This is a genomic window from Streptomyces sp. NPDC007863 (genome assembly GCF_040633895.1).
Taxonomy (GTDB): domain Bacteria; phylum Actinomycetota; class Actinomycetes; order Streptomycetales; family Streptomycetaceae; genus Streptomyces.
The window spans coordinates 124,687-148,292 of the sequence record NZ_JBEYEI010000005.1 but is presented as its reverse complement, the minus strand read 5'-3'; the positions used below and the strand labels follow the sequence as shown (position 1 = coordinate 148,292).

General features: G+C 72.4%; 22 protein-coding genes. 11 read left to right on the top strand and 11 right to left on the bottom strand.

Annotation, left to right across the window (positions count from 1 at the left end):
* Nucleotides 1-286: 286 nt before the first annotated feature.
* Nucleotides 287-631 carry a WhiB family transcriptional regulator gene (locus tag ABZ621_RS09855; RefSeq protein WP_030495795.1) on the top strand — a complete coding sequence of 115 codons (345 nt, stop codon included), beginning with the start codon at nt 287-289 and terminating at the stop codon, nt 629-631.
* 31 nt (nt 632-662) lie between these two features.
* Here the strand turns inward: ABZ621_RS09855 and ABZ621_RS09850 are convergent, their stop codons facing one another.
* Together ABZ621_RS09850 and ABZ621_RS09845 are read right to left on the bottom strand one after the other, a co-directional pair.
* Complete coding sequence (locus tag ABZ621_RS09850) at nt 663-2,060, bottom strand: ArsA family ATPase (protein ID WP_360602525.1); 1,398 nt, start codon at nt 2,058-2,060, stop codon at nt 663-665.
* The gene (locus ABZ621_RS09845; RefSeq protein WP_360602523.1) at nt 2,057-3,022 is read right to left on the bottom strand and encodes an ArsA-related P-loop ATPase; all 966 of its coding nucleotides are present in this window, start codon (nt 3,020-3,022) and stop codon (nt 2,057-2,059) included. The genes ABZ621_RS09850 and ABZ621_RS09845 overlap by 4 nt, the downstream gene beginning before the upstream one ends.
* Nucleotides 3,023-3,144: 122 nt before the next feature.
* Between ABZ621_RS09845 and ABZ621_RS09840 the strand changes: the two genes are divergently transcribed.
* The 5 genes from ABZ621_RS09840 to ABZ621_RS09820 all read left to right on the top strand — a co-directional run bounded on the left by ABZ621_RS09840 (nt 3,145) and on the right by ABZ621_RS09820 (nt 6,562).
* Entirely contained in the window at nt 3,145-3,303 is a 159-nt protein-coding gene (locus tag ABZ621_RS09840) for a DUF4177 domain-containing protein (protein WP_169093077.1), read from the top strand.
* Complete coding sequence (locus ABZ621_RS09835) at nt 3,300-3,770, top strand: RidA family protein (RefSeq protein ID WP_360602521.1); 471 nt, start codon at nt 3,300-3,302, stop codon at nt 3,768-3,770. The genes ABZ621_RS09840 and ABZ621_RS09835 overlap by 4 nt, the downstream gene beginning before the upstream one ends.
* Nucleotides 3,771-3,877: 107 nt before the next feature.
* A complete protein-coding gene (locus tag ABZ621_RS09830) occupies nt 3,878-4,741 on the top strand; it encodes an NUDIX hydrolase (RefSeq protein WP_360602519.1) in 864 nt (287 codons plus the stop codon).
* Nucleotides 4,738-5,568, top strand: a complete 831-nt coding sequence (locus ABZ621_RS09825; RefSeq protein ID WP_360602517.1) for an MBL fold metallo-hydrolase — start codon at nt 4,738-4,740, stop codon at nt 5,566-5,568. The genes ABZ621_RS09830 and ABZ621_RS09825 overlap by 4 nt, the downstream gene beginning before the upstream one ends.
* A 106-nt stretch (nt 5,569-5,674) precedes the next feature.
* Nucleotides 5,675-6,562, top strand: a complete 888-nt coding sequence (locus tag ABZ621_RS09820; protein WP_360602515.1) for a prohibitin family protein — start codon at nt 5,675-5,677, stop codon at nt 6,560-6,562.
* Between the two features lie 75 nt (nt 6,563-6,637).
* Here ABZ621_RS09820 and ABZ621_RS09815 read toward each other — a convergent pair whose 3' ends face one another.
* Nucleotides 6,638-7,312, bottom strand: a complete 675-nt coding sequence (locus tag ABZ621_RS09815; protein WP_030495802.1) for a Crp/Fnr family transcriptional regulator — start codon at nt 7,310-7,312, stop codon at nt 6,638-6,640.
* Between the two features lie 327 nt (nt 7,313-7,639).
* Here ABZ621_RS09815 and nth point away from each other — a divergent pair, with 327 nt between their 5' ends.
* The 3 genes from nth to ABZ621_RS09800 all read left to right on the top strand — a co-directional run bounded on the left by nth (nt 7,640) and on the right by ABZ621_RS09800 (nt 10,699).
* On the top strand, nt 7,640-8,644 hold the full coding sequence (gene nth / locus ABZ621_RS09810) for an endonuclease III (protein ID WP_360602513.1): 1,005 nt from the start codon (nt 7,640-7,642) through the stop codon (nt 8,642-8,644).
* A gap of 82 nt (nt 8,645-8,726) precedes the next feature.
* The gene (locus ABZ621_RS09805; protein WP_360602511.1) at nt 8,727-9,431 is read left to right on the top strand and encodes a CoA pyrophosphatase; all 705 of its coding nucleotides are present in this window, start codon (nt 8,727-8,729) and stop codon (nt 9,429-9,431) included.
* A 68-nt stretch (nt 9,432-9,499) separates the two neighbouring features.
* Nucleotides 9,500-10,699: a MarP family serine protease gene (locus ABZ621_RS09800; RefSeq protein ID WP_360602509.1), complete on the top strand. Its 1,200-nt coding sequence runs from the start codon at nt 9,500-9,502 to the stop codon at nt 10,697-10,699.
* 12 nt (nt 10,700-10,711) lie between these two features.
* Here ABZ621_RS09800 and ABZ621_RS09795 read toward each other — a convergent pair whose 3' ends face one another.
* From ABZ621_RS09795 to ABZ621_RS09770, 6 genes are all read right to left on the bottom strand, one after another.
* Nucleotides 10,712-10,903 carry a hypothetical protein gene (locus ABZ621_RS09795; RefSeq protein ID WP_360602507.1) on the bottom strand — a complete coding sequence of 64 codons (192 nt, stop codon included), beginning with the start codon at nt 10,901-10,903 and terminating at the stop codon, nt 10,712-10,714.
* Nucleotides 10,904-11,022: 119 nt separating this feature from the next.
* Nucleotides 11,023-11,958: an alpha/beta hydrolase gene (locus ABZ621_RS09790; RefSeq protein WP_360602505.1), complete on the bottom strand. Its 936-nt coding sequence runs from the start codon at nt 11,956-11,958 to the stop codon at nt 11,023-11,025.
* The gene (locus tag ABZ621_RS09785) at nt 11,955-12,452 is read right to left on the bottom strand and encodes a phage holin family protein (RefSeq protein ID WP_360602503.1); all 498 of its coding nucleotides are present in this window, start codon (nt 12,450-12,452) and stop codon (nt 11,955-11,957) included. Before ABZ621_RS09785 ends, ABZ621_RS09790 begins: the two co-directional genes overlap by 4 nt.
* A 54-nt stretch (nt 12,453-12,506) precedes the next feature.
* The gene (gene nhaA, locus ABZ621_RS09780) at nt 12,507-13,889 is read right to left on the bottom strand and encodes a Na+/H+ antiporter NhaA (RefSeq protein ID WP_360602501.1); all 1,383 of its coding nucleotides are present in this window, start codon (nt 13,887-13,889) and stop codon (nt 12,507-12,509) included.
* Between the two features lie 234 nt (nt 13,890-14,123).
* A complete protein-coding gene (gene acs, locus ABZ621_RS09775) occupies nt 14,124-16,079 on the bottom strand; it encodes an acetate--CoA ligase (RefSeq protein WP_360602499.1) in 1,956 nt (651 codons plus the stop codon).
* A 195-nt stretch (nt 16,080-16,274) separates the two neighbouring features.
* Entirely contained in the window at nt 16,275-18,662 is a 2,388-nt protein-coding gene (locus ABZ621_RS09770; protein ID WP_360602497.1) for a SulP family inorganic anion transporter, read from the bottom strand.
* A gap of 219 nt (nt 18,663-18,881) precedes the next feature.
* Here ABZ621_RS09770 and ABZ621_RS09765 point away from each other — a divergent pair, with 219 nt between their 5' ends.
* Nucleotides 18,882-20,183 (top strand): hypothetical protein, encoded by a 1,302-nt coding sequence (locus ABZ621_RS09765; RefSeq protein WP_360602495.1) that lies wholly within the window; start codon nt 18,882-18,884, stop codon nt 20,181-20,183.
* A gap of 224 nt (nt 20,184-20,407) precedes the next feature.
* Here ABZ621_RS09765 and ABZ621_RS09760 read toward each other — a convergent pair whose 3' ends face one another.
* Entirely contained in the window at nt 20,408-21,403 is a 996-nt protein-coding gene (locus ABZ621_RS09760; protein WP_360602493.1) for an ATP-binding protein, read from the bottom strand.
* Between the two features lie 102 nt (nt 21,404-21,505).
* Between ABZ621_RS09760 and ABZ621_RS09755 the strand changes: the two genes are divergently transcribed.
* Complete coding sequence (locus tag ABZ621_RS09755) at nt 21,506-22,324, top strand: oxidoreductase (RefSeq protein WP_360602491.1); 819 nt, start codon at nt 21,506-21,508, stop codon at nt 22,322-22,324.
* Nucleotides 22,325-22,671: 347 nt separating this feature from the next.
* Here the strand turns inward: ABZ621_RS09755 and ABZ621_RS09750 are convergent, their stop codons facing one another.
* On the bottom strand, nt 22,672-23,526 hold the full coding sequence (locus tag ABZ621_RS09750; protein ID WP_360602490.1) for an HAD-IB family hydrolase: 855 nt from the start codon (nt 23,524-23,526) through the stop codon (nt 22,672-22,674).
* Nucleotides 23,527-23,606: the final 80 nt, after the last annotated feature.

Here is a 23,606-nt window from a genome sequence, read left to right as displayed (position 1 = left end):
GTGCGTGACATCGACCTGTTTTCGGCATGAGTTCCGCGTCCCGAATACGCGGAACGGCGTGTCCGATTCCAGTGCGTGTGTCAGGGGGTGCCCTTTAACACACGCATGTCCTTCGATCACTCCCCTGGGTGATCTGACGCGCACGCATAGTCCGTTCGGGCCATTCAAGATTGGGCCCGAAGGGGGTGTTGCGCTGTCCCCGCCTTCCGTAACGTCCCAACTGGCAGCGGTGAATATGCCGCTGCCGCCGTGGGGGAGCCTCGATTCGGGAGAGGACGGCGCCGGTATGGGCTGGGTAGCTGACTGGAGTGCGCAGGCGGCCTGCCGCACTACCGATCCGGATGAACTTTTCGTGCAGGGAGCGGCACAGAACAGGGCAAAGGCGGTGTGCACCGGCTGTCCGGTACGCACCGAGTGCCTCGCCGACGCCCTGGACAACCGCGTGGAATTCGGCGTGTGGGGCGGCATGACGGAGCGCGAACGCCGCGCCCTGCTGCGCCGGCGCCCCACGGTCACCTCGTGGCGGCGGCTCCTGGAGACCGCCCGCACCGAGTACGAGCGCGGCGCGGGCCTGCTGCCCGTGGCCATGGAGGACGACGCGACGTACGAGGAGTACGCCGCGGTCGGATAGCCGCGCTCCGATCCACGCGCGCGAGGTCCCGTCAGGACCGGTCGCGCGGGGACGAGAGGCGCTCACCGATGGCCCGCAGCCCGGCGAGGTCGTGCACATCGCCGGGCAGGGCGGCCACCTCGGTCACCGGCACCTCCGGATGGAGGGCCGTGAAGCGGTCCCGCGTGCGCTGCTCGCGCGCGAGCACCCGCATCCGCTCGGCGTGCAGCCGCAGCAGACCCGCGGTGAGCCGCGCGATGTCGGGATCGGTCTCGGGAACGGTGCCGGCGTCCGGACCGGTCTCCGGGCCGGCGGTGCCGCTGTGGTCTTCGGTCGCGTCGGCTGTGGGGGCAGCCTCGGATGCGGCAGGGGTACGTGCGGGGAACGCGGCGGCGGTGGCGGAGTACGACGGCTCGGACGACGTGGCCGGGACGCCACGCCCTCCAGTCTTCCCGGGCCCCTGATCCACCATGCGGCCCTCGTCAAGATTTTCCGCGGCGGCCCGCGCCCGCTCCGCCGAGAGCCGCCCGGCCCCCGTGCCGTGGACCCGGTTGAGGACGAGCCCCGCCAGCGGCATGCCCTCCGCGGCCAGCCGCTCCACGAAGTACGCTGCCTCCCGCAGCGCGTCCCGCTCCGGCGCCGCGACGACCAGGAAGGCCGTCCCCGGCGCCTGCAGCAGCCGGTAGGTGGCGTCCGCCCGCGTCCGGAAGCCGCCGAACATCGTGTCCATCGCGGCGACGAAGGTCTGCACGTCCCCCAGGAACTGACCGCCGAGCAGCTTCCCCAGCGTCCCCGACATCATCGACATGCCGACGTTGAGGAACTTCATCCCCGCCCGGCCGCCCACCTTCGCCGGCGCCATCAGCAGCTTGATGAACCTCCCGTCCAGGAAGGACCCGAGCCGCTTCGGCGCGTCCAGGAAGTCCAGGGCAGAACGCGACGGCGGGGTGTCGACGACGATCAGGTCCCACTCGTCCCGCGCCCGCAGCTGGCCCAGCTTCTCCATCGCCATGTACTCCTGCGTACCGGCGAAACCGGCCGACAGGGACTGGTAGAAGGGGTTCTCCAGGATCGCCCGCGCCCGCGCGGGCTCCGCGTGCGCCTCGACGATCTCGTCGAAGGTCCGCTTCATGTCCAGCATCATCGCGTGCAGCTCGCCGCCGTCCGACCCCTTGATGCCGTCTACCTTCCGCGGGGTGTTGTCCAGCGCGTCGATGCCCATCGACTGGGCCAGCCGGCGCGCCGGGTCGATGGTGAGGACCACCACCCGGCGGCCCCGCTCCGCCGCCCGCACGCCGAGCGCCGCCGCAGTCGTCGTCTTGCCGACGCCGCCCGCGCCGCAGCAGACGATGATCCGGGTGCCCCGGTCGTCGAGGATCGGGTCGATGTCCAGGAAGGGCGCCGCGTCCAGGCCGCCGGCCTTCGCCGGGCCGGGGGTCTTCTCCGTCACGCCGCACCCACCCCTTGCTTCCGCAGTTCCTTCGCCAGGCGGTAGAGGCCCGCGATGTCCGCTCCGTCCCCCAGATACGGCAGCTCGTACGCGGGCAGGCCCAGGCCGTCCAGGACCGTCCGCTGCTCCCGCTCCAGTTCCACCCGGCGCGCGTGCCCGGCGGCCTCGTCGAGCAGCGGCTCCACCAGGGCTGCGCCGCCCTGGACCCCCGCCGAGGCCAGGGCCCGCGCGATCGCCTCGCGGTGGTCGCCGGAGGCGGCCCGTACCGCCGCCGCGTCCAGGACGTGCGGGCGGACCATGTTCACCACCACCGTGCCCACCGGCAGCCCCGCCGCGCGCAGCTCGGCGACGCCGTCCGCCGTCTCCTGGACCGGCATCTCCTCCAGGAGCGTCACCAAGTGCACCGCCGTCTCGGGGGACTTGAGGACCTTCATCACCGCCTGCGCCTGATTGTGTATCGGGCCGATCCGGGCCAGCCCCGCCACCTCGTCGTTCACGTTGAGGAAGCGGGTGATGCGGCCGGTCGGCGGCGCGTCCATCACCACGTGGTCGTACACCGGCCGGCCGTCGCGCTCGCGCCGCCGGACCGCCTCGCACGCCTTCCCGGTGAGCAGGACGTCCCGCACACCCGGCGCTATCGTCGTCGCGAAGTCGATCGCCCCGAGCTTCCTCAGGGCGCGGCCCGCGCCGCCCAGTTTGTAGAACATCTGGAGGTAGTCGAGGAGGGCGCGCTCGGCGTCGATGGCCAGCGCGAACACCTCGCCGCCGCCCGGAGCCACGGCGATCTTGCGCTCCTCGTAGGGAAGCGCCTCCGTCTCGAAGAGCTGTGCGATGCCCTGTCTGCCTTCGACCTCGACGAGGAGCGTGCGCTTCCCCTCCGTCGCGAGGGCGAGGGCGAGGGCGGCGGCGACCGTCGTCTTACCGGTACCGCCCTTGCCGCTGACGACCTGGAGCCTGCTCACGCTGTCGAGCCTAACCACTGGCGGGCCCGCGCAATCAGCGGACCGCCCCGGAGAAGCCCCCGAGCCGGACCCTAGGGGGAGCCTCGGCGGAGCACCCCGGCGCAGCGGCTACAGTCGGGCCCATGACCAAGTGGGAGTACGTCACGGTGCCGCTTCTGGTGCACGCGACCAAGCAGATTCTCGACAACTGGGGCCAGGACGGCTGGGAGCTCGTCCAGGTCGTGCCCGGGCCCAACAACCCGGAGCAGCTGGTGGCCTACATGAAGCGGCCGCTGTCGTGAGCGGGGCCGTCGAGGCGCGGATCGCCGAGCTGGGCCTGAAGCTGCCCGAGGTCGTCCCGCCGATCGCCGCGTACCAGCCGGCCGTGCAGTCGGGCGTGTACGTCTACACCTCGGGCCAGCTCCCGATGGTGGAGGGCAAGCTTCCGGTGACCGGCAAGGTCGGCGCCGAGGTGACCCCCGAGGAGGCCAAGGCCCTCGCCGCCACCTGCGCGCTGAACGCGCTCGCGGCCGTGAAGTCGGTCGCCGGCGACCTCGACCGGATCAAGCGGGTCGTGAAGGTGGTCGGCTTCGTCGCCTCCGCCCCCGACTTCACCGGCCAGCCCGGCGTCGTCAACGGCGCCAGCGAGCTGCTCGGCGAGATCCTCGGCGACAAGGGCGTGCACGCCCGCAGCGCCGTCGGCGTCACCGTCCTCCCCCTCGACGCCCCCGTCGAGGTCGAGGTCCAGGTCGAGCTGACCGAGGCCTGATCCGCCCGTACGGCATGCCGGGAGCCGGTCGCCCCTCCCCGGGGCGGCCGGCTTCCGCGTTCCGGCGTGCCCTCGTGCATTCCGTTCGTTGCGCATAGCATCCGCCCATGTCGAATGGTCAGTGGTACCCGCCGGAATGGCCCGACCGCATCCGCGCCCTCGCCGCCGGCGAGCTGGTGCCGGTGACGCCCCGGCGCGCCGCCACCGTGCTCCTGCTGCGCGACGCGGCGGGCGGGCCCGAGGTCCACATGCTGCGCCGCCGCGCCTCCATGGCCTTCGCCGGCGGCGCGTACGCCTACCCGGGCGGCGGGGTGGACCCGCGCGACGAGCAGCCGGTGCGCTGGGCCGGGCCCCCGCTGGAGGAGTGGGCGCGGCGGCTCGGGCTCGACGAGCCCGCGCAGGCGCAGGCGGTGGTCTGCGCCGCCGTCCGCGAGACCTTCGAGGAGGCGGGCGTGCTGCTCGCCGGGGAGACCGCGGACACCGTCGTCGGCGACACCACCGGGGAGGACTGGGAGCGCGACCGGCAGGCGCTGGTCGCCCGCGAGCTGTCCTTCGCGGACTTCCTCGACCGTCGCGGCCTCGCGCTCCGCTCCGACCTGCTCGGCGCCTGGGCCCGCTGGATCACCCCCGAGTTCGAGCAGCGCCGGTACGACACCTGGTTCTTCGTGGCCGCGCTGCCGGCCGGGCAGCGGACCCGGGACGTCTCCGGCGAGGCCGACCGCACCGTGTGGACCCTCCCTGCCGACGCGGCCGGCGGCTACGACCGGGGCGAGCTGACGATGATGCCGCCGACCATCGCGACCCTGCGCTCCCTCCAGCCCTGCGCCACGGCCGCGGAGGCGCTGGCGGCGGCCGGGAAGCAGGACCTGACCCCGGTCCTGGCGCACGCGCGCGTGGAGGGCGATCAGGTGGTGCTCACCTGGCCGGGGCACGACGAGTTCACCAAGCGGGTCGAGGGAGGCACCCCGTGACCGACGCCGCGTCCCTGCCGGGGCAGCCGCGCGGGGTCGTCGCCTCGGGGGCCGCGACCGAGCGGGCCGTGAACGTGCTCGCGCCCAACCCGTCCGCGATGACGCTGGACGGCACCAACACCTGGCTGCTCTCCGAGCCGGACTCGGACCTGGCCGTCGTCGTCGACCCGGGCCCGCTCGACGAGGGCCACCTCCGGCACGTGCTCGACACGGCGGAGAAGCGGGGCAAGCGGGTCGCGCTGACGCTGCTGACCCACGGTCACCCGGACCACGCCGAGGGCGCGGGACGCTTCGCCGAGCTGACCGGCACGTCCGTCCGCGCGCTCGACCCGGCGCTCCGCCTCGGCGACGAGGGCCTGGGGGAGGGCGACGTGGTGACCGTCGGCGGCCTGGAGCTGCGGGTGGTGCCGACGCCCGGCCACACCTCCGACTCGCTCTCCTTCCACCTGCCCGCCGACCGGGCGGTGCTGACCGGCGACACGATCCTGGGGCGCGGCACCACGATGGTGGCGCACCCGGACGGGCGGCTCGGCGAGTACCTGGACTCGCTGCGGCGGCTGCGCTCGCTGACCGTCGACGACGGCGTGCACACGGTCCTGCCGGGCCACGGGCCGGTCCTGGAGGACGCGCAGGGGGCCGTGGACTTCTATCTGGCGCACCGGAAGAGCCGGCTCGCGCAGGTGGAGGCGGCGGTCGCGGCCGGGCACCGGACGGCGCCGGAGGTGGTGGCGCACGTGTACGCGGACGTGGACCGCTCGCTGTGGCCGGCGGCGGAACTCTCCGTGCGGGCCCAGCTGGAGTACCTGCGGGAGCGCGGCGCGCTCTGACCCCCGGCACCCCGGGGCGATCCGCCCCCACCCCGGGAACCCTCCGCGCTCCCCGAGTGTCTTACGCTCCGCTTACATCAGGTCGTAGCTCTCGGGGGGAATGCCCGTGTTCGTCATAGCCATCCTGCTGGTCATCGCCGCGGTGGTGCTCTGGTTCGTCGGCCGGTCGCAGGACTCGACCGGCTGGAAGCTGGGTGCCGTCGGCGCGCTGGTCGCCGGAGTCTTCTCCGTGATCGTGAGCATGACGTACGTGATCAGCGCGTACGAGGTCGGCGTCCCGGTCGCCTTCGGCAAGGTCGGTTCGCCGATGACGTCCGGCATGCACGTGAAGTCGCCGTTCACCGACGTCACCACCTTCTCCACCCGCCCGGTCGACCTCAACCTCTCCGACAAGGACGTGGTCGAGGTCCGTTCCTCCCAGGGCGGCGTCATGTACGCCGAGGTCACGGTGAAGTGGGCCGTGGTCCCGGCCAAGGCCGTCGAGCTCTACAAGCTCGCGGGCAGCGAGGACGCCATCCAGCAGCGGCTGGTCTACCCCGACAGCCGCGAGATCGTCCGCAACGTCTTCGCCCGCTACAGCAGCGAGCAGGGGTACGCCTCCGACCGCGAGAAGATCAACGCCGAGATCGCCAAGCTCATCACGGAGCGCCTGGAGCCGCGCGGCATCGTCGTCACCACGGTCAACCTGCGGAACGTGAAGCCCTCGGACGCCCTCCAGGGCCAGATCGACCGCAAGATCCAGCAGCAGCAGGCCACCGAGCGGGCCCTGGAGGCCGCCCGTACGGCCAAGGCGGAGTCCGACCGGCGCCGCATCGAGGCGGAGGGCATCGCCCGCGCCAACAAGATCCTCAACGACTCGCTGACGGACAAGGTCCTCGCCAACCAGTGCATCGACGCCTTCAAGGAGGCCGCGGCGAAGAACCCGGTCTACGCGGTGCCCTGCGGCAACGGCGGCGGTTCGACCCCGGTGATCGTGGACGGCGGCAAGCGCTAGCCGACCCGCGCCCGCCGATGCGGAAGGGGGCCGTCCGGTTCGACCGGGCGGCCCCCTTCTCGTGCGTACGGATCCCTAGCGGGAGCGCTTCGCGAGGCGCTCCACGTCGAGGAGGATCACCGCGCGGGCCTCCAGGCGCAGCCAGCCGCGCTGGGCGAAGTCGGCGAGCGCCTTGTTCACGGTCTCGCGGGAGGCGCCGACGAGCTGGGCCAGCTCCTCCTGGGTGAGGTCGTGGACGACGTGGATGCCCTCCTCCGACTGCACGCCGAAGCGGCGCGACAGGTCGAGGAGCGCGCGGGCGACACGGCCGGGCACGTCGGAGAAGACCAGGTCGGACATCTGGTCGTTGGTCTTGCGCAGTCGGCGGGCGACGGCGCGCAGCAGGGCGCCGGCCACCTCGGGACGGGCGTTCAGCCAGGGCTGGAGGTCGCCGTGGCCGAGGCCGAGCAGCTTGACCTCGGTCAGCGCCGTCGCGGTCGCGGTGCGCGGGCCCGGGTCGAAGAGGGACAGCTCGCCGATGAGCTCGCCGGGGCCGAGGACCGCCAGCATGTTCTCGCGGCCGTCGGGGGAGGTGCGGTGCAGCTTCACCTTGCCCTCGGTGACCACGTACAGGCGGTCGCCGGGGTCGCCCTCGTGGAAGAGCGCGTCGCCACGGGCGAGCGTCACCTCACTCATCGAGGCGCGCAGCTCGGCGGCCTGCTCGTCATCGAGCGCCGCGAAGAGCGGGGCGCGCCGCAGAACGTCGTCCACGAGTTCACTCCTACTGTCGACCTGCTCACGGGAACCTGGCTCCCATGATGCCGGACGTGCCAAACAGTGCGATCAATCACAACAAGTTTGACGCACCGGACGCCATTGCCGAACGTCAGGGGCCCGATAGGGGTCCGATCGGCGGTGGGCGGGGCGGATGTCGCCCTCGGCCCCTAGGCTGGCCGGGTGTCCAACTCGCCGGTGAGAACGCAGGCCAAGGGGGCTGGAAGAGTGTCGGCCGAAGGTAATTCCGCTGTGGGCGAACACGGCGTGTCGAAGCGGCCGAAAGCCGTGAATCGGGATGATTCGCCCCCGTCCGGGCGGGCGGTGAAGGCGCCCGCGGCGAAGCGGACGGCGCCCGCGGCGAAGAAGGCGTCCCCCGCGAAGAAGGCCGCCCCCGCGAAGAAGGCGTCCCCCGCGAAGGAGTCCGCCGCGGCGAAGAAGGCGGCCGCCCCGAGGAAGGCCGCCGCCAAGAAGACCGCCGCCCCCCGGAAGGCCGTGGCGACGGTCGCGCCCGCCCAGGCCCGCAAGGGCGAGTCGCGGCTCGGCATGGTGCGGCGGGCGCGGCGGATCAACCGGGAGCTCGCGGAGGTGTACCCGTACGCCCATCCCGAGCTCGACTTCCGCAACCCCTTCGAGCTCCTCGTCGCCACCGTCCTCTCCGCGCAGACCACCGACCTGCGGGTGAACCAGACGACGCCCGCGCTCTTCGCCCAGTACCCGACCCCCGAGGACCTGGCCGCCGCCGTCCCCGAGGAGATCGAGGAGCTGATCCGCCCGACCGGCTTCTTCCGCGCCAAGACCAAGTCGATCATGGGCCTGGCCGCCGCCCTCAGGGACGACTTCGGCGGCGAGGTCCCCGGCCGCCTGGAGGACCTGGTCAAGCTCCCCGGCGTCGGCCGCAAGACCGCCTTCGTCGTCCTCGGCAACGCCTACGGCGTCCCCGGGATCACCGTCGACACCCACTTCATGCGGCTCGCCCGCCGCTTCGGATGGACCGAGTCCGACGACCCGGTGAAGATCGAGGCCGAGGTCGCCGAGATCTTCCCCAAGAGCGACTGGACGATGCTGTCGCACCGGGTGATCTTCCACGGCCGCCGCATGTGCCACGCCCGCAAGCCCGCCTGCGGCGCCTGCCCGATCACCCACCTCTGCCCCGCCTACGGCGAGGGCGAGACCGACCCGGAGAAGGCCCGGAAGCTGCTCAAGTACGAGAAGGGCGGCTATCCCGGGCAGCGGCTCAACCCGCCCGCCGACTACCCCGGCCGCCCGGCCCCGCCCGCGCCCGGCGTGGCCCCCGGGGCCGTACAGCGACCCTCCGGCGCGCGGTGAGCACCGCGAAGGCGTCCAGGGCCTCCGGAAGCTCCGGGAACGAAGAGGCAGGGCGACGGCGTTGGACGACTCGGGGGTGCTCATGACGCGCACGGACGAAGAGATCTACGGCCCCGGCACCGGCGGCCTGCTGGACCGGGACGGCCTGCCCGACTGGCTGGCGCCGGTCGACCGCGCCGCGCGGACCGTCGCGCCCGAGCAGCTGAGCCGCTTCCTGCCGCCCAAGAGCGGCGCCGGCCGCCAGTCCGCCGTCCTGGTCCTCTTCGGCGAGGGCGAGCGCGGGCCCGAGCTGCTCCTCATGGAGCGGGCCGGCAGCCTCCGCTCGCACGCCGGACAGCCCTCCTTCCCCGGCGGCGCCCTCGACCCCGAGGACGGCGCCCCGGCCGACGGCGGGCTGCTGCGCGCCGCCCTGCGGGAGGCCGAGGAGGAGACCGGCCTCGACCCGGCCGGCGTCCAGCTCTTCGGCGTGCTGCCCCGGCTCTACATCCCGGTCAGCGGCTTCGTCGTCACGCCCGTCCTCGGCTGGTGGCGCGAGCCGAGCCCGGTCGGGGCCGTCGACCCCGCCGAGACCGCCCGGGTCTTCACGGTGCCCGTGGCGGATCTCACGGATCCGGCGAACCGTGCGATGGCCGTCCATCCGGCCGGCCACGCGGGCCCCGCCTTCCTCGTCGCATCCGCTCTGGTCTGGGGTTTCACCGCCGGAGTGATCGACCGGCTGCTCCACTTCGCGGGCTGGGAGCGCCCCTGGGACACCTCGCGGAAGGTCCCGCTCGACTGGCGGTCATGACAGGCTGACCCCCCGGAGGCCGGAGACGGAACGGCGACCGGAAGAACGAATCTGCGAGGCTGACGACCGTGAACGTGCTGGACATCCTGCTGCTGCTCGCGGCCGTGTGGTTCGCGATCATCGGCTACCGCCAGGGCTTCGTGGTCGGCATCCTCTCCGTGATCGGCTTCCTCGGCGGCGGACTCCTCGCCATGTGGCTGCTGCCGATCCTGTGGGACCAGCTCACCGACAAGAGCGAGGTCACCACCACGGTCACCGTGGTCTTCGTGATGGCGGTCATCGTCTCCGCCTCCATCGGCCAGGCGCTCACCACCCACCTCGGCAACAAGCTCCGCCGCCACATCACCTGGTCCCCGGCCCGCGCCCTCGACGCCACCGGCGGCGCGCTCGTCAACGTGGTCGCCATGCTGCTCGTCGCCTGGCTCATCGGCTCGGCGCTCGCCGGCACCTCGCTGCCCACCCTGGGCAAGGAGGTGCGCGGCTCCAAGGTGCTCCAGGGCGTCTCCCGGGTGATGCCCGATCAGGTCGGCGTCTGGTTCGCCGACTTCAGCTCCACCCTCGCCCGCAGCGGCTTCCCGCAGGTCTTCAGCCCCTTCGCCAACGAGCCCATCACCGAGGTCGTCCCGCCGGACCCGGCGCTCGCCGGCAGCCCCGTCGCCGCCCTCGCCCAGCGCTCCATCGTCAAGGTCGTCGGCACCGCCCCCAGCTGCGGCAAGGTCCTGGAGGGCACCGGCTTCGTCTTCTCCGAGCGCCGCGTGATGACCAACGCGCACGTGGTCGGCGGCGTCGACGAACCCACCGTGCAGATCGGCGGCGAGGGCCGGCTGTACGACGCCAAGGTCGTGCTCTACGACTGGCGCCGCGACATCGCCGTCCTCGACGTGCCGGACCTGAAGGCCACCCCGCTCCGCTTCACCGAGCGCGAGGCGCACAGCGGGGACGACGCCATCGTCGCCGGCTTCCCGGAGAACGGCTCGTACGACGTCCGCTCCGCCCGCGTCCGCGGCCGGATCAGCGCCGACGGCCCCGACATCTACCACCGGGGCGAGGTGCGCAGGGACGTCTACTCGCTGTACACGACGGTCCGCCAGGGCAACTCCGGCGGCCCGCTGCTCACCGAGGACGGCACGGTCTCGGGCGTGATCTTCGCCCGCTCCCGTGACGACGCCGACACCGGGTACGCGCTGACGGTCCAGGAGATCCGCGAGGACATCGAGCTCGGCCGTACCGCCAACCAGCAGGTCGACACCGACAGCTGCGCCCTCTGACCCCCCAGGGGGCTACGCGGTGTCGCGTGGGTGGCGGAGGCGGGCCGAGACCCAGCGGGCCCGCCGCCTGAGGATGCGTGAGATCCCGACCTGCCCGCCGGGGGTGCGGCCCTGCTCCGGCGGACCTCCCCGCTCGCGGGAGCCCGGCCCGGAGGCCGAGCGGCGGTCGCGTGCCGTGTCACCGTAGTCGTGCGTCCAGCCCATACCCGGACGTGTGCCCGGGGGCCGGGCTCGGTAACCGTTCCGGGGCCCGCCAATCGGAGTATGCGCCCGGCACATGGCCGTTCGACGCAAACCCGTGCGGGCGCGGGCCCGTCCGGGGATCAGCGGTCGGGCTCGGGGTCCTTCAGCCAGTTCACGAGCTCCGCCGTGAAGGCGGCCGGGTCCTCCTCGTGCGGGAAGTGCCCCAGGCCGTCGAAGAGCCGCCAGCGGTACGGCGCTTCCACGTACTCGCCCGAACCGGCCGCGCTGCGGGTCCGCATCACCGGGTCCATCGAACCGTGCAGGTGCAGCGTCGGCACCCGCACCGGCCGCTTCATGCGCCGGTTGAACTGGATGCCGTCCGGGCGGGCCAGCGAGCGGACCAGCCAGCGGTACGGCTCGATCGAGCAGTGCGCCGTGGACGGCACGAGCATCGCCCGCCGGTACGCCTCGACCGCCTCGTCCTCCACCGGGCGCGGGCCCGACCACTCCCGGATCAGACGCCCCACCAGCTCGGCGTCGTCGGCGACCAGCTGACGCTCCGGCAGCCACGGCCGCTGGAAGCCCCAGATGTGCGAGCCGGCCCGGGACTGCGAGAAGTCGGAGAGCATCGCCGAGCGCCAGCGGCGCGGGTGCGGCATCGAGGAGACCACGAGCCGGCGGACCAGCTTGGGCCGCATGACGGCGGCCGTCCAGGCGAGGTAGCCGCCCAGGTCGTGGCCGACGAGCGCGGCGTCCGGCTCGCCCAGCGAGCGGACCACGCCGGTGATGTCGAGGGCGAGGTTGGCGGGGTCGTAGCCGCGGGGGGTGCGGTCGCTGCCGCCGACCCCGCGCAGGTCCATCGCGACCGCCCGGAAGCCGGCCTCGGCGAGCGCCGGCAGCTGGTGGCGCCAGGTCCACCAGAACTGCGGGAAGCCGTGCAGCAGCAGCACCAGGGGGCCGTCGCCCATCTCGGCGATGTGGAAACGGGCGCCGTTGGCCGCGACGTCACGGTGGGTCCACGGACCGTCGAGGCGTACGGGCCCGCCGCCGGGGGTGCTGCTCTCGGGGAGGGTCATACGGACGAGCGTGCCACAGACTGGGCCTTGGCCATCGTCACCTCGGCGGCCGGGACACCCTCCGGACGGGGGTGCGGCTTCACCTTCTGCATGATCGCGGCGGTCTGCTTGGCAGAGGCGATGGACTTCTCCGGCGGCTTGACCTTCTTGAACTTCGAGACGGCGATCGCGCCGAGGAGGCCCGCGACGATCACGTTGAAGGCGAAGGACAGCAGGAAGCACCAGACGAGGTTCCAGCCGCCGTTGCCGTTGTGCCCGCCGGTCCAGGTGTTGATGGCGTAGGCGAGCGCGAAGCTCAGCATCGGCAGCGAGAACAGCAGCACGACGGCGGCGGCGATGGCCGCGCCGCTACCGATCGCGCCGCGCTTCACGTCCTGCCGGATCTCGGCCTTGGCCAGCGCGATCTCGTCGTGCACCAGTGCGGACATCTCGGCGGTCGCCGAGGCGACCAGCTGGCCGAGGCTGCGCTCGGTTCCGTCGAACGGGTCGCTCATCGCTCTCCCTCTCCTCTTGTACGGTCCGAGTCTCTGTGTACGGTCCGCCTCAGATCATGCCGGACGGTCGGCCCCGTCGCGCGGTGCCCCCGCCAGTCGGGCGCGCTCCCGGTGCTCGGCGGCCTTCCGCTCCAGGATCTCGGCCATCCGGAGGTGGTACGCCTCGGTGCCCTCCTCGTACACGTCCGGGATGCCGTCCTCGTCGTCGTCCCGCTCCTCCTCGGCGACGAGGAGCTGGTACTTGCGCACGCGCAGCTTGAGCAGGAGCGAGGCGCAGGCCGCGGCGATCAGCGAGCCCATGAGGACGGCGGCCTTCACCTCGGCGGTGAGCGCCGCGTCCCCCTCGAAGGCGAGTTCGCCGATGAGCAGCGAGACGGTGAAGCCGATGCCGGCGAGGGTGGCGACGGCGAAGACGTCCGGCCAGGCCAGCTGGGGGTTGAGCTCCGCCCTGGTGAAGCGGGCGGTCAGCCAGGTGCCGCCGAAGATGCCGACGGCCTTGCCGACGACCAGGCCGAGGACGACGCCGAGGGTGACGGGCTGGGTGAAGACGTCGCGCAGCGCCTCGCTGGAGATGGCGACCCCGGCGGAGAAGAGCGCGAAGAGGGGCACGGCGAGGCCGGCCGAGACCGGCCGGACCAGGTGCTCGATGTGCTCGCCGGGGGAGCGCTCCTCGCCCTCGCGGGTCGTGCAGCGGAGCATCAGGCCCATGGCGACGCCGGCGATGGTGGCGTGGACGCCGCTGTTGTACATCAGGCCCCAGATGACCAGGGCCAGCGGGACGTACACGTACCAGCCGCGGACCTCCTTGCGGAGCAGGAACCAGAAGAGGGCGAGGCCGGCGAAGGCGCCGCCGAGGGCGGCGAAGTCCAGGTCGCTGGTGAAGAAGACCGCGATGATCAGGATCGCGAAGAGGTCGTCGACGACGGCGAGGGTGAGGAGGAAGGCGCGCAGGGCGGAGGGCAGCGAGGTGCCGATGACGGCGAGCACGGCGAGCGCGAAGGCGATGTCGGTGGCGGTGGGCACGGCCCAGCCGTCCATGGAGCCGCCGCCGACGGCGTTGACCGCGACGTAGACGAGGGCCGGCGTGGCCATGCCGCAGATCGCCGCGATGACGGGGAGGGCGGCGGCCTTGGGGTCGCGGAGCTCGCCGGCGACGAGTTCGCGCTTGAGCTCGATGCCGGCGACGAAGAAGAACACCGCGAGGAGGCCGTCGGCGGCCCAGTGCGCGATCGAGAGGTCGAGGCCGAGCGAGGCGGGGCCTATGTGGAAGCCGGAGACCGCCTCGTAGCTGCCGGGGAGGGCGTTGGCCCAGACGAGCGCGGTGATCGCGGCCACCAGCAGGAGGACGCCGCCGACGGTCTCGGTGCGCAGGGCGTCGGTGAGGTGGCGGCGCTCGGGGAGGGAGAGCCGTCCGAGGAACGTACGGTCGGTGGACACGGGGAGCCTCCGGTCGGGTGGGCAGCACACAGCACATGCCGACCAGACTTCCCGGCTCACCTAGGTCTTTCTGTCGCGTTCCTGACGCGTTCCTTACTTTACCTAACGAGCCCGGGGCGTGTCCGGCGAGGATCACTTTAGGATGGTATGGGGCATTCGGCGCGGCGTGAGAGCAGCGCGGAAAGGCCCGCCCCGGGGGAGCCGGGACGGGCCTTCGCGAGGGGGTGCCGGTGCTCAGTCCTCGCTGGAGGCGGCCGGCAGCTGGTCCTGGATGAGCGACATGACCGAGGAGTCGGCCAGCGTGGTGACGTCGCCGACCTGGCGGTTCTCCGCCACGTCGCGCAGCAGTCGGCGCATGATCTTGCCGGAGCGGGTCTTCGGCAGCTCGGCCACCGGCAGGATCCGCTTGGGCTTGGCGATCGGGCCGAGCGTGGCGCCCACGTGGTTGCGCAGCTCGGCGACGAGGTTGTCGTCCTGGCTGGCGGTGCCGCGCAGGATTACGAAGGCGACGATCGCCTGGCCGGTGGTCTCGTCGGCGGCGCCGACGACGGCCGCCTCGGCCACCGCCGGGTGGGAGACGAGCGCGGACTCGACCTCGGTGGTCGAGATGTTGTGGCCGGAGACCAGCATGACGTCGTCGACCCGGCCGAGCAGCCAGATGTCGCCGTCGTCGTCCTTCTTGGCGCCGTCGCCGGCGAAGTACCGGCCCTCGAAGCGGGACCAGTAGGTGTCGATGAAGCGCTGGTCGTCGCCCCAGATGGTGCGGAGCATCGACGGCCAGGGCTCGGTGAGCACCAGGTAGCCGCCGCCGCCGTCCGGCACCTCGTTCGCCTCGTCGTCGACGACGGTGGCGGAGATGCCCGGCAGCGGGCGCTGGGCGGAGCCCGGCTTGGTCTCGGTGACGCCGGGGAGCGGCGAGATCATCATCGCGCCGGTCTCGGTCTGCCACCACGTGTCCACGATGGGGCACCGGTCGGCGCCGATGTGCTTGCGGTACCAGACCCAGGCCTCGGGGTTGATCGGCTCGCCGACCGAGCCGAGGACCCGCAGGCTGCTCAGGTCGAACTTCGCGGGGATGTCGTCGCCCCACTTCATGAACGTGCGGATCAGCGTCGGCGCCGTGTAGAGGATGGTGACGCCGTACTTCTGCACGATCTCGAAGACCCGGCCCTGGTGCGGGGTGTCCGGGGTGCCCTCGTACATGACCTGGGTCGCGCCGTTGGCCAGCGGGCCGTAGACGATGTACGAGTGGCCGGTCACCCAGCCGATGTCGGCCGTGCACCAGTAGACGTCGGTCTCCGGCTTGAGGTCGAAGACGGCGTGGTGGGTGTACGCGGCCTGGGTGAGGTAGCCGCCGGAGGTGTGCAGGATGCCCTTCGGCTTCCCCGTGGTGCCCGAGGTGTACAGGATGAAGAGCGGGTGCTCGGCCGGGAACGCCTCGGGGGTGTGCTCGGCGGACTGGCGCTCGACGACGTCGTGCCACCACACGTCGCGGCCCTCGGTGAAGGCGGTGTCCTCGCCGGTGCGGCGGACGACCAGGACGTGCTCGACGGTCGGGCACTTGGCCACGGCCTCGTCGATGGCCGGCTTGAGCGCGGACGGCTTGCCGCGGCGGTAGCCGCCGTCGGCGGTCACGACCACCTTGGCGTCGGCGTCCTGGATGCGGGAGGCGACGGCGTCGGCGGAGAAGCCGCCGAAGACGACCGAGTGGGCGGCGCCGACGCGGGCGCAGGCCAGCATCGTGATCGCGGCCTCGGGGATCATCGGCAGGTAGACCGCGACCCGGTCGCCCTTGCGGACGCCCAGCTCGGTCAGGGCGTTGGCGGCCTTGGAGACCTCGTCCTTGAGCTCGGCGTAGGTGATCGCCCGGCTGTCGCCCGGCTCGCCCTCGAAGTGGATGGCGACCCGGTCGCCGTGGCCGGCCTCGACGTGCCGGTCGACGCAGTTGTACGCCACGTTGAGCTCGCCGTCGGCGAACCACTTGGCGAACGGCGGGTTCGACCAGTCGAGGGTCTCGGTCGGCTCGGTGGACCAGGTCAGGCGCCTGGCCTGCTCGGCCCAGAAGCCCAGCCTGTCCGCCTCGGCCTGCTCGTACGCCTCCGCCGTCACGTTGGCGTGCGCGGCCAGCTCGGCGGGCGGCGCGAAGCGGCGCTCTTCCCGGAGCAGATTGGCCAGGCTTTCGTTGCTCACGACATCTCCCTTTCCCAGGGCGTCCTCTGTGCGTATGTGTCCCGCGTCATAGCTCATCAGCCCGATGCCCCGGGTGACAAGAGTCTCCGGGGAATTGGTTTAGACCTGTGAGTGTCTTGACGGACGGGGACCCCTCCGTCCCGAGCGGAGGGACGGAGGGGCCACACAGTCTCACGGAGCGGGAACGGGAAAGGTTCAGGACGCGCGGGCGGCCAGGGCCGTCGGCGGCACGCCGTGGAAGACGTCGTCGTAGCCGCGTACCTCGTCCGCGTCGGAGAGCAGATACGCCTGCGCCTCGCCCACGTGGAAGTACATCCCCTGCAGGGTGAGGCTGCCGTCGGCGAGCCGTCTCGCCACCGACTCGTACGCCCGCAGGTGCTCCAGCTGCTGCACCACGTTGGTCAGGCACAGCTGCTCGACCGCGTCCGCCGGCAGCCGTCCGGAGATCCGCGCCCAGGCGTGACGGCGGCTCGCCATCCGCTCCAGGCTCGGCCGGCCGTGCCGCAGCCAGCGGCGCAGCGGCGTCGCCGGACCGTCGGGCGCCGCGCCGAGCAGGGCCTGCATGGCGCCGCAGCCGGAGTGGCCGCACACGGTGATCGACTGCACCCGCAGGACGTCCACCGCGTACTCGATCGCCGCGGCCACCGAGTCGTCCCCGCTCTCCTCGCCGGGCAGCGGCACCAGATTGCCGACGTTGCGCACGGTGAAGAGGTCGCCGGGACCGCTGGAGGTGATCATGCTGGTCACCAGGCGGGAGTCGGCGCAGGTGAGGAAGAGCTGGGAGGGTCTCTGGCCCTCCCGGGCGAGCCGGGCCAGCTCGTCGCGGACCAGCGGCGCGGTGTTCCGCTGGAACGTGCCGATGCCGTGGACGAGCTGATGCCCCGTCCGCGCCGGAGGCTCCTCGGCGGGGGAGAGGGACGGCACGGGCAGCCCGGCGCACTGGTGGTTGTGCCAGGGGGTCCAGGGCCGGCAGCAGGGGTGCGGGGAGGCGTCCGCCGCCGGGCTCGTGCCGGACTCCGGGCCGGATGCGCGGTCGGCGGGCGACCCGGCGATACGGCCTCCGGCGGGGCCGGTCAGCTCGACGACACCGCCGTGCGCCCGGTGGCCGGCCGCCCAGTCGTTCAGCGTCTCGTACGCGGCGTGGTCCATGAACGAGCCGTCCAGCTCCACGGTCACCTCCGAGCCTGCGGGGATCTGGTGCAGGGCCCGGCTCAGCCGCGGCACGGCGAGGAAGGTCAACTGGCCGCGCACGCGCAGCAGCTGGCGCCCGTCCCGGTCCTCCCGGGTGATCCGGGTCCGGGCGAGCCGGGACATGGCGACGGCGACGGCGACGGCGACGCCGAGGGCGACGCCCTCCAGCACGCCGACCAGGACGACCCCGGTCACGGTCACCGCGTACACCGCGACCTCGCGGTGCCGGGTCACCGTACGGATGTGGGTGATGCTCACCATCTGGATGCCGACCACCATCACCAGCGCGGCGAGCGCGGCCAGCGGGATCAGGTCGATGGCGGGGACCAGCAGCAGCGCGGCGAGCACGATCCACAGGCCGTGCAGCATGGTGGAGGCACGGCTGACCGCGCCCGCCGAGACGTTGGCGACGCTGCGGACCGCCACGCCGGCGACCGGCAGGCCGCCGAGTGCCCCGGAGACCATGTTGGCCGCGCCTTGGCCGGCCAGCTCGCGGTCGAGGGCGGAGCGCGGAATCCCCTTGCCCCGGTCCGGGCGGGCGGCGACGAGCTTGTCGACGGCGACCGCCGAGAGCAGCGACTGCACGCTGGTGACCAGGGTGATCGTCAGGACCCCGGTGGCGATGCCGAGGACCGGTCCGTCGGGAAGCCCGGGGAGCGCGTGGCTGCTCCAGGACGGCAGGTCGACCCGGGGCACGGTGAGTCCGGCGGCCAGCGCGAGCAGGGTCGCGCCGCCGACGCCGACCAGGGCGGCGGGGGCCTTCCGCAGGAACCGGCCGACGCGGCCGGGAAGGCGGGGCCAGCCGAGCAGGACGGCGACGGTCAGCCCGCTGATGACGAGTGCGGCGGGTCTGACGTCCGCCAACTGGGCGGGCAGGCCCAGGGCGTTGTCGATGGCGGAGCTCTGCGGGGTGCCGCCGAGGACGATGTGGAGCTGGGCCAGCGCGATGGTGACGCCGATGCCCGCCACCATGCCGTGCACGATCGCGGGCGACACGATGAGCGCCGAGCGGGCCACCCGCACGGCGGCCAGGGCGAGTTGGGCGAGGCCGGCGAGGACCGTGATGGCGCAGGTGGTGCGCCAGCCGTACCGCTGGATCAGCTCGGCGGTGACGACGGTGAGGCCGGCGGCGGGTCCGCTCACCTGGAGCGGGGAGCCGCCGAGCCGGCCGGCGACCAGACCGCCGACGGCGGCGGCGACCAGTCCGGCCTGGAGCGGGGCTCCGGTGGCGAGGGCGATGCCGAGCGAGAGCGGCAGCGCGATCAGGAAGACGGCGATCGACGCGGAGACGTCCGCGCCGGCGGGGAGGAGGCGGCGGGCGCCTCCGGGCGGGCTGTGGGGCCGCTGGACGCGTGGTCGGTTGGGCGTGCGGGCGGGGGTGCAGAGGGTCATCCGGTCTCCTTCGGGGCCGAACGGGTACCTCAACTCTGAGTAAACGAATCGTAATGGAGAGTAAAGTCTCCGGCATTATTTTCGGGGCAAACAGGGCAATGGTTCACCGGTTCCGGTGAATGGGCCGCGAAATGCCGCTTGTCGTTTCATCTCTCCGGCGGGCCGGGTGCGACGTTGACGCCGCTCGTAGCCCGTAGTCGCCAGAGGAGAGGTGGGCGGATGTCAGCCGTCGTGCGAGGAAGTACGTTCCGGAGGAAGACGCTGGCCGCCGGCGCCCTCACCGTCGCCCTGATCGGCGGCCTGGCCGGCTGCTCGGAGCCGGCTTCCTCCGGTCCGGGGACCCAGGGCGCCCCCGGAGCGGGGGCGGGGGCGAAGAAGGCCCCGGCCGCCGCGCCGGAGAACGCGGTCCGGCTGATCGGCGACGGCTCCACCGCCTACACCGGCGCCCAGCCGCACCAGCCGACCTGGAAGAAGCTGAAGCCCGGCGAGGCCCCGCCGCAGTTCGTCGTCTTCTCCTGGGACGGCGCCGGCGAGGACAGCCAGAAGCTCTTCTCGCACTTCCGGAAGGTCGGCAAGAAGTACGACGCGACCATGACGTACTTCCTCAGCGGCGTGTACCTCCTGCCGGAGGAGAAGCGGGAGATGTACGACCCGCCCAAGCACTCCGCCGGCCGCTCCGACATCGGCTTCAACGACGCCGAGGGCATCCGTGACACCGTCCGCGAACTGCGCGGCGCGTGGCTGGAGGGCAACGAGGTCGGCACCCACTTCAACGGCCACTTCTGCGGCGCCGAGGGCGGCGTCGGCACCTGGTCCGTGGAGGAGTGGAAGAGCGAGATCCGGCAGGCCAAGTCCTTCGTCAAGAACTGGAAGACCAACGCGGGCCTGCGCGCCGAGCAGCCGCTCCCCTTCGACTACGACAAGGAGCTCGTCGGCGCCCGCACCCCCTGCCTGGAGGGACGCGCCAACTTCGTGAAGGCCGCCTCCGAGCTGGGCTTCCGCTACGACACCAGCGGCGTCAACGACCAGATCTGGCCGGAGAAGGACCACGGCCTCTGGGACCTGTCCATGCACCTCGTCCCGGTCCCCGGCCGCGCCTTCCAGACCCTGTCCATGGACTACAACTTCCTGGTCAACCAGTCGCCCGGCACCACCCAGGGCGACCCGGGCATGCACCGCTACTGGGGCGACCAGATGCGCGACGGCCTCGTCCAGGCCTTCGAGCGCTCCTACCGGGGCAACCGGGCGCCGGTCATCATCGGCAACCACTTCGAGTCCTGGAACGGCGGCACCTACATGCGCGCCATCGAGGAGACCATCGCCACGGTCTGCGTCCAGAAGGACGTCGAGTGCGTCTCCTTCCGCCAGCTCGCGGACTGGCTCGACGCCCAGGACCCGGCCGTCATCGCCAAGATGCGCACCCTGAAGGTCGGCGAAGCCCCCACCGGAGGCTGGCCCGCCTTCCTGGCAGCCCAGCCCCAGGCCCCCGCCCCCGCCCGGCAGCCCGAGCCCCGCGCCTAGCCACCCGCGCCTGGCCACCCGCGCCTGGCCACCCCCGCCGACGGCTCAGCCGATGGCTTCCGCCATCGGCTCGCCGAGCACGAAGTCGGGGTCGACCTGCGCCGCCAGGTCGGCCCCCGGACCCTTCTCTTCTTCGGCCCCCGCTCGCACCGCTCGGCGCCGGGGCGCCTCCCGGGCTTCGGGGGGCTGTGCCGGACTCCGTCCGGCGGTGGCGCACCGTCCGGTCAGCGCGTGCCCGCGGCGATGGGTTCGGCGGCGGGCTCGCCGAGCACGAAGTCGGGGTCGACCTGCGCCGCCAGGTCGGCCCCCGTCTTGGCGTTGCCCCAGCTCTCCGCGTTGCGGAGGTGGAAGTGGACCATCTGGCTCGTGTAGCGGTGCCGGTCGCGGCGGGGGTACGCGGCGTCCGCCGCCTCCCGCATGGTCCGCAGCGCGTGGTGGTTCTCGGGCTCCAGCCGCTCGAAGCGCGGCGGGCGGCCCTTCTCCATGGCCCGGACCCAGTCCGAGTGGCCGACCGTGACCAGCAGGTCGTCGCCGACCTCCTGGCGCAGGAAGTCCAGGTCGTCCGGGCCCTGCACCTTGTTGCCGACGACCTTCAGCGCGACGCCGAAGTCCCGCGCGTACTCCTTGTACTGGCGGTACACCGACACCCCCTTGCGGGTCGGCTCGGCGACCAGGAAGGTCATGTCGAAGCGGGTGAACATGCCGGACGCGAAGGAGTCCGAACCGGCCGTCATGTCGACCACCACGTACTCGCCGGCCCCGTCCACCAGATGGTTCAGGCACAGCTCCACCGCGCCGACCTTCGAGTGGTAGCAGGCGACGCCGAGGTCCGCCTCGGTGAACGGCCCGGTCGCCATCAGCCGCACCTCGCCCGGGTCGAGCCGCACCTGCCGGGCGCACGCCTCGTACACCGGATTCTCCTCCCGGACCCGCAGCAGCCGCGAACCCTCCCCGGGCGGCGTCGTCTTGATCATCGTCTCGGCCGAGGTGATCCGGGGGTTGCTGCCGCGCAGGTACTCCTTGATCAGCGGCAGGTGCGCCCCCATCGCGGGCAGCGCGGCCGCCTCCGCCTCGGTGAGGCCGAGCGCGACTCCCAGGTGCTGGTTGATGTCCGCGTCGACGGCGACGACCGGCGACTCGGTGGCGGCGAGGTGGCGGACGAAGAGCGAGGACAGCGTCGTCTTGCCGCTGCCGCCCTTCCCGACGAAAGCGATCTTCATGTTCACCTAGCGTAGCGGCATGAACGCGCCGAGTGGTCAAGGTCTATGAAGAAGACCACTCCAACGTGGGGCGGGCCCCCGGGGCGCGTAGCCTCCTTACCTATGAGTACGCACGCCTCTGACCCCTTGGCCGCCCTCGGCACCCTGCCGGGCGTCGCCGACGCGGTGGACTCCGTACGCAAGGCCGTCGACCGGGTCTACGGCCACCGTGTGATGCGCCGCCGCAGCAACGAGATCGCCCACGAGGCTGCGCTCCGCGGTGCCCGCGGCTCGGCCGCGCTGGCCGGTGCCGACTGGGCCCTGGAAGAGGTCCGCCGCCGGACCGACTTCAGCGCCGACCCCGAGGCCCGCACCGTCGGCGCCGCCCTGCGCCTGAGCGCCGAGGCGGGCGAACTGCTCTCGATCTGGCGCCAGTCGCCGCTCCGCGTGCTGGCCCGGCTCCACCTGGTCGCCGCGGGCGAGCACGTGGAGTCGACCGGCCGTCCCCGGCAGGCCGGCGAGGCCGTGACCGAGCCGCTGATCGAGGCCCCGCTGCCCACTCCGGACGAGGTCGCGGCCCGCCTCGACGGCCTCGCGGAGCTCGTCGTCGCCGGCAGCGAGGCCCCGGCGCTGGTCCTCTCCGCCGTGGTCCACGGCGAACTGCTCGCCCTGCGCCCCTTCACCTCGCACAACGGCCTCGTCGCCCGGACCGCCGAGCGGATCGTGCTGGAGGGCAGCGGTCTCGACCCGAAGGGCATCTGCCCGGCCGAGGTCGGTCACGCGGAGCAGGGCCGGGCCGCCTACGCGGCCGCCTTCGAGGGGTACCTCACCGGCACCCCGGAGGGCGTCGGCGGCTGGATCGCGCACTGCGGGCGCGCGGTGGAACTCGGCGTCCGGGAGTCGACGGCGGTCTGTGAGGCGCTCCAGCGCGGCGCCGCCTGAAAAGCCCCCGGACATGGGTTGCGGCGGTACCAACCTTCAGTACCGCCGCTGGCACGTCCACCCAGTTACCAAGCGTCCTCGATATGTGCCCATCAGGCGGGGTGCTTTGCCCTTCGCCTGGTGCGGCTGGCCCGTAATCGACGGGTCGACGTCGCGTGGGTGCCAGGTTTTTGTGCGTCAGGTCCGTGGGGCCTTCATGCTCAACAGGTGATCCTCTCGGATGTCCCAGGTCTCGCGGGCCTGATTCCTTTCTACTCCTGTCCGCCGGTAAGCGAAAGTGGTGGGTCGGCTTCTTTCCGCTCTTTCAGGGTCCTCAGCCCTGGATCGCCTGAAAACGGGACAAGCGGTCAGCTCCCGGCGAGGACCGCCGTCGCGGCCCGGTGGCGCCGCCGGGTGGCGTACCAGACCAGTCCGGCCGTCGCCGCCGCCGCGCCCACGGCCGCCGCGGCCATCAGCGCCGGACGCGGCGGCATCCGGAAGTCCGGCAGCCGCTGCTTCAGCCGCACCGGCCGGTCGAAGACCAGCACCGGCCACTCCCGGGCGACCGCCTCGCGGCGCAGCGTCCGGTCGGGGTTGACCGCGTACGGGTGCCCGACCGCCTCCAGCATCGGGAGGTCGGTCGCCGAGTCGCTGTAGGCGTAGCAGCGGGAGAGGTCGTACCCCTCCGATTTCGCCAGCTCGCGGACCGCCTCGGCCTTCGTCGGGCCGTAGGCGTAGTACTCCACCTCCCCGGTGAAGCAGCCGTCCTCGCCGACCACCATCCGGGTGGCGACGACCCGGTCGGCCCCGAGCATCTCGCCGATCGGCTCGACCACCTCGGCGCCGGAGGTGGAGACGATCACGACGTCGCGGCCGGCGGCGTGGTGCTCCTCGATGAGGGAGGCGGCCTCGTCGTAGATGATCGGGTCGATGAGGTCGTGCAGGGTCTCGGCGACGAGTTCCTTGACCTGGGCCACGTTCCAGCCTTTGCAGAGCGCGGAAAGATATTCGCGCATCCGCTCCATCTGGTCGTGATCGGCCCCGCCGATCAGGAACACGAACTGGATGTAGGCCGTCCGCAGTGCGGCACGGCGGCTGATCAGTCCGCCCCGGTAGAAGGACTTGCTGAAGGTCAGCGTCGAAGACTTCGCAATGACCGTCTTGTCCAGGTCAAAGAAGGCGGCTGTGCGCGGCAAGGAGTGGTTTTCCACAACGCTGAGCATAGGTGCCCGCCATTCGGCGTACGCTCGGGCGCGTGGGTTTGCCTGAGAAGGCTCTCGGGTACACCATGGAAGTCACGGAT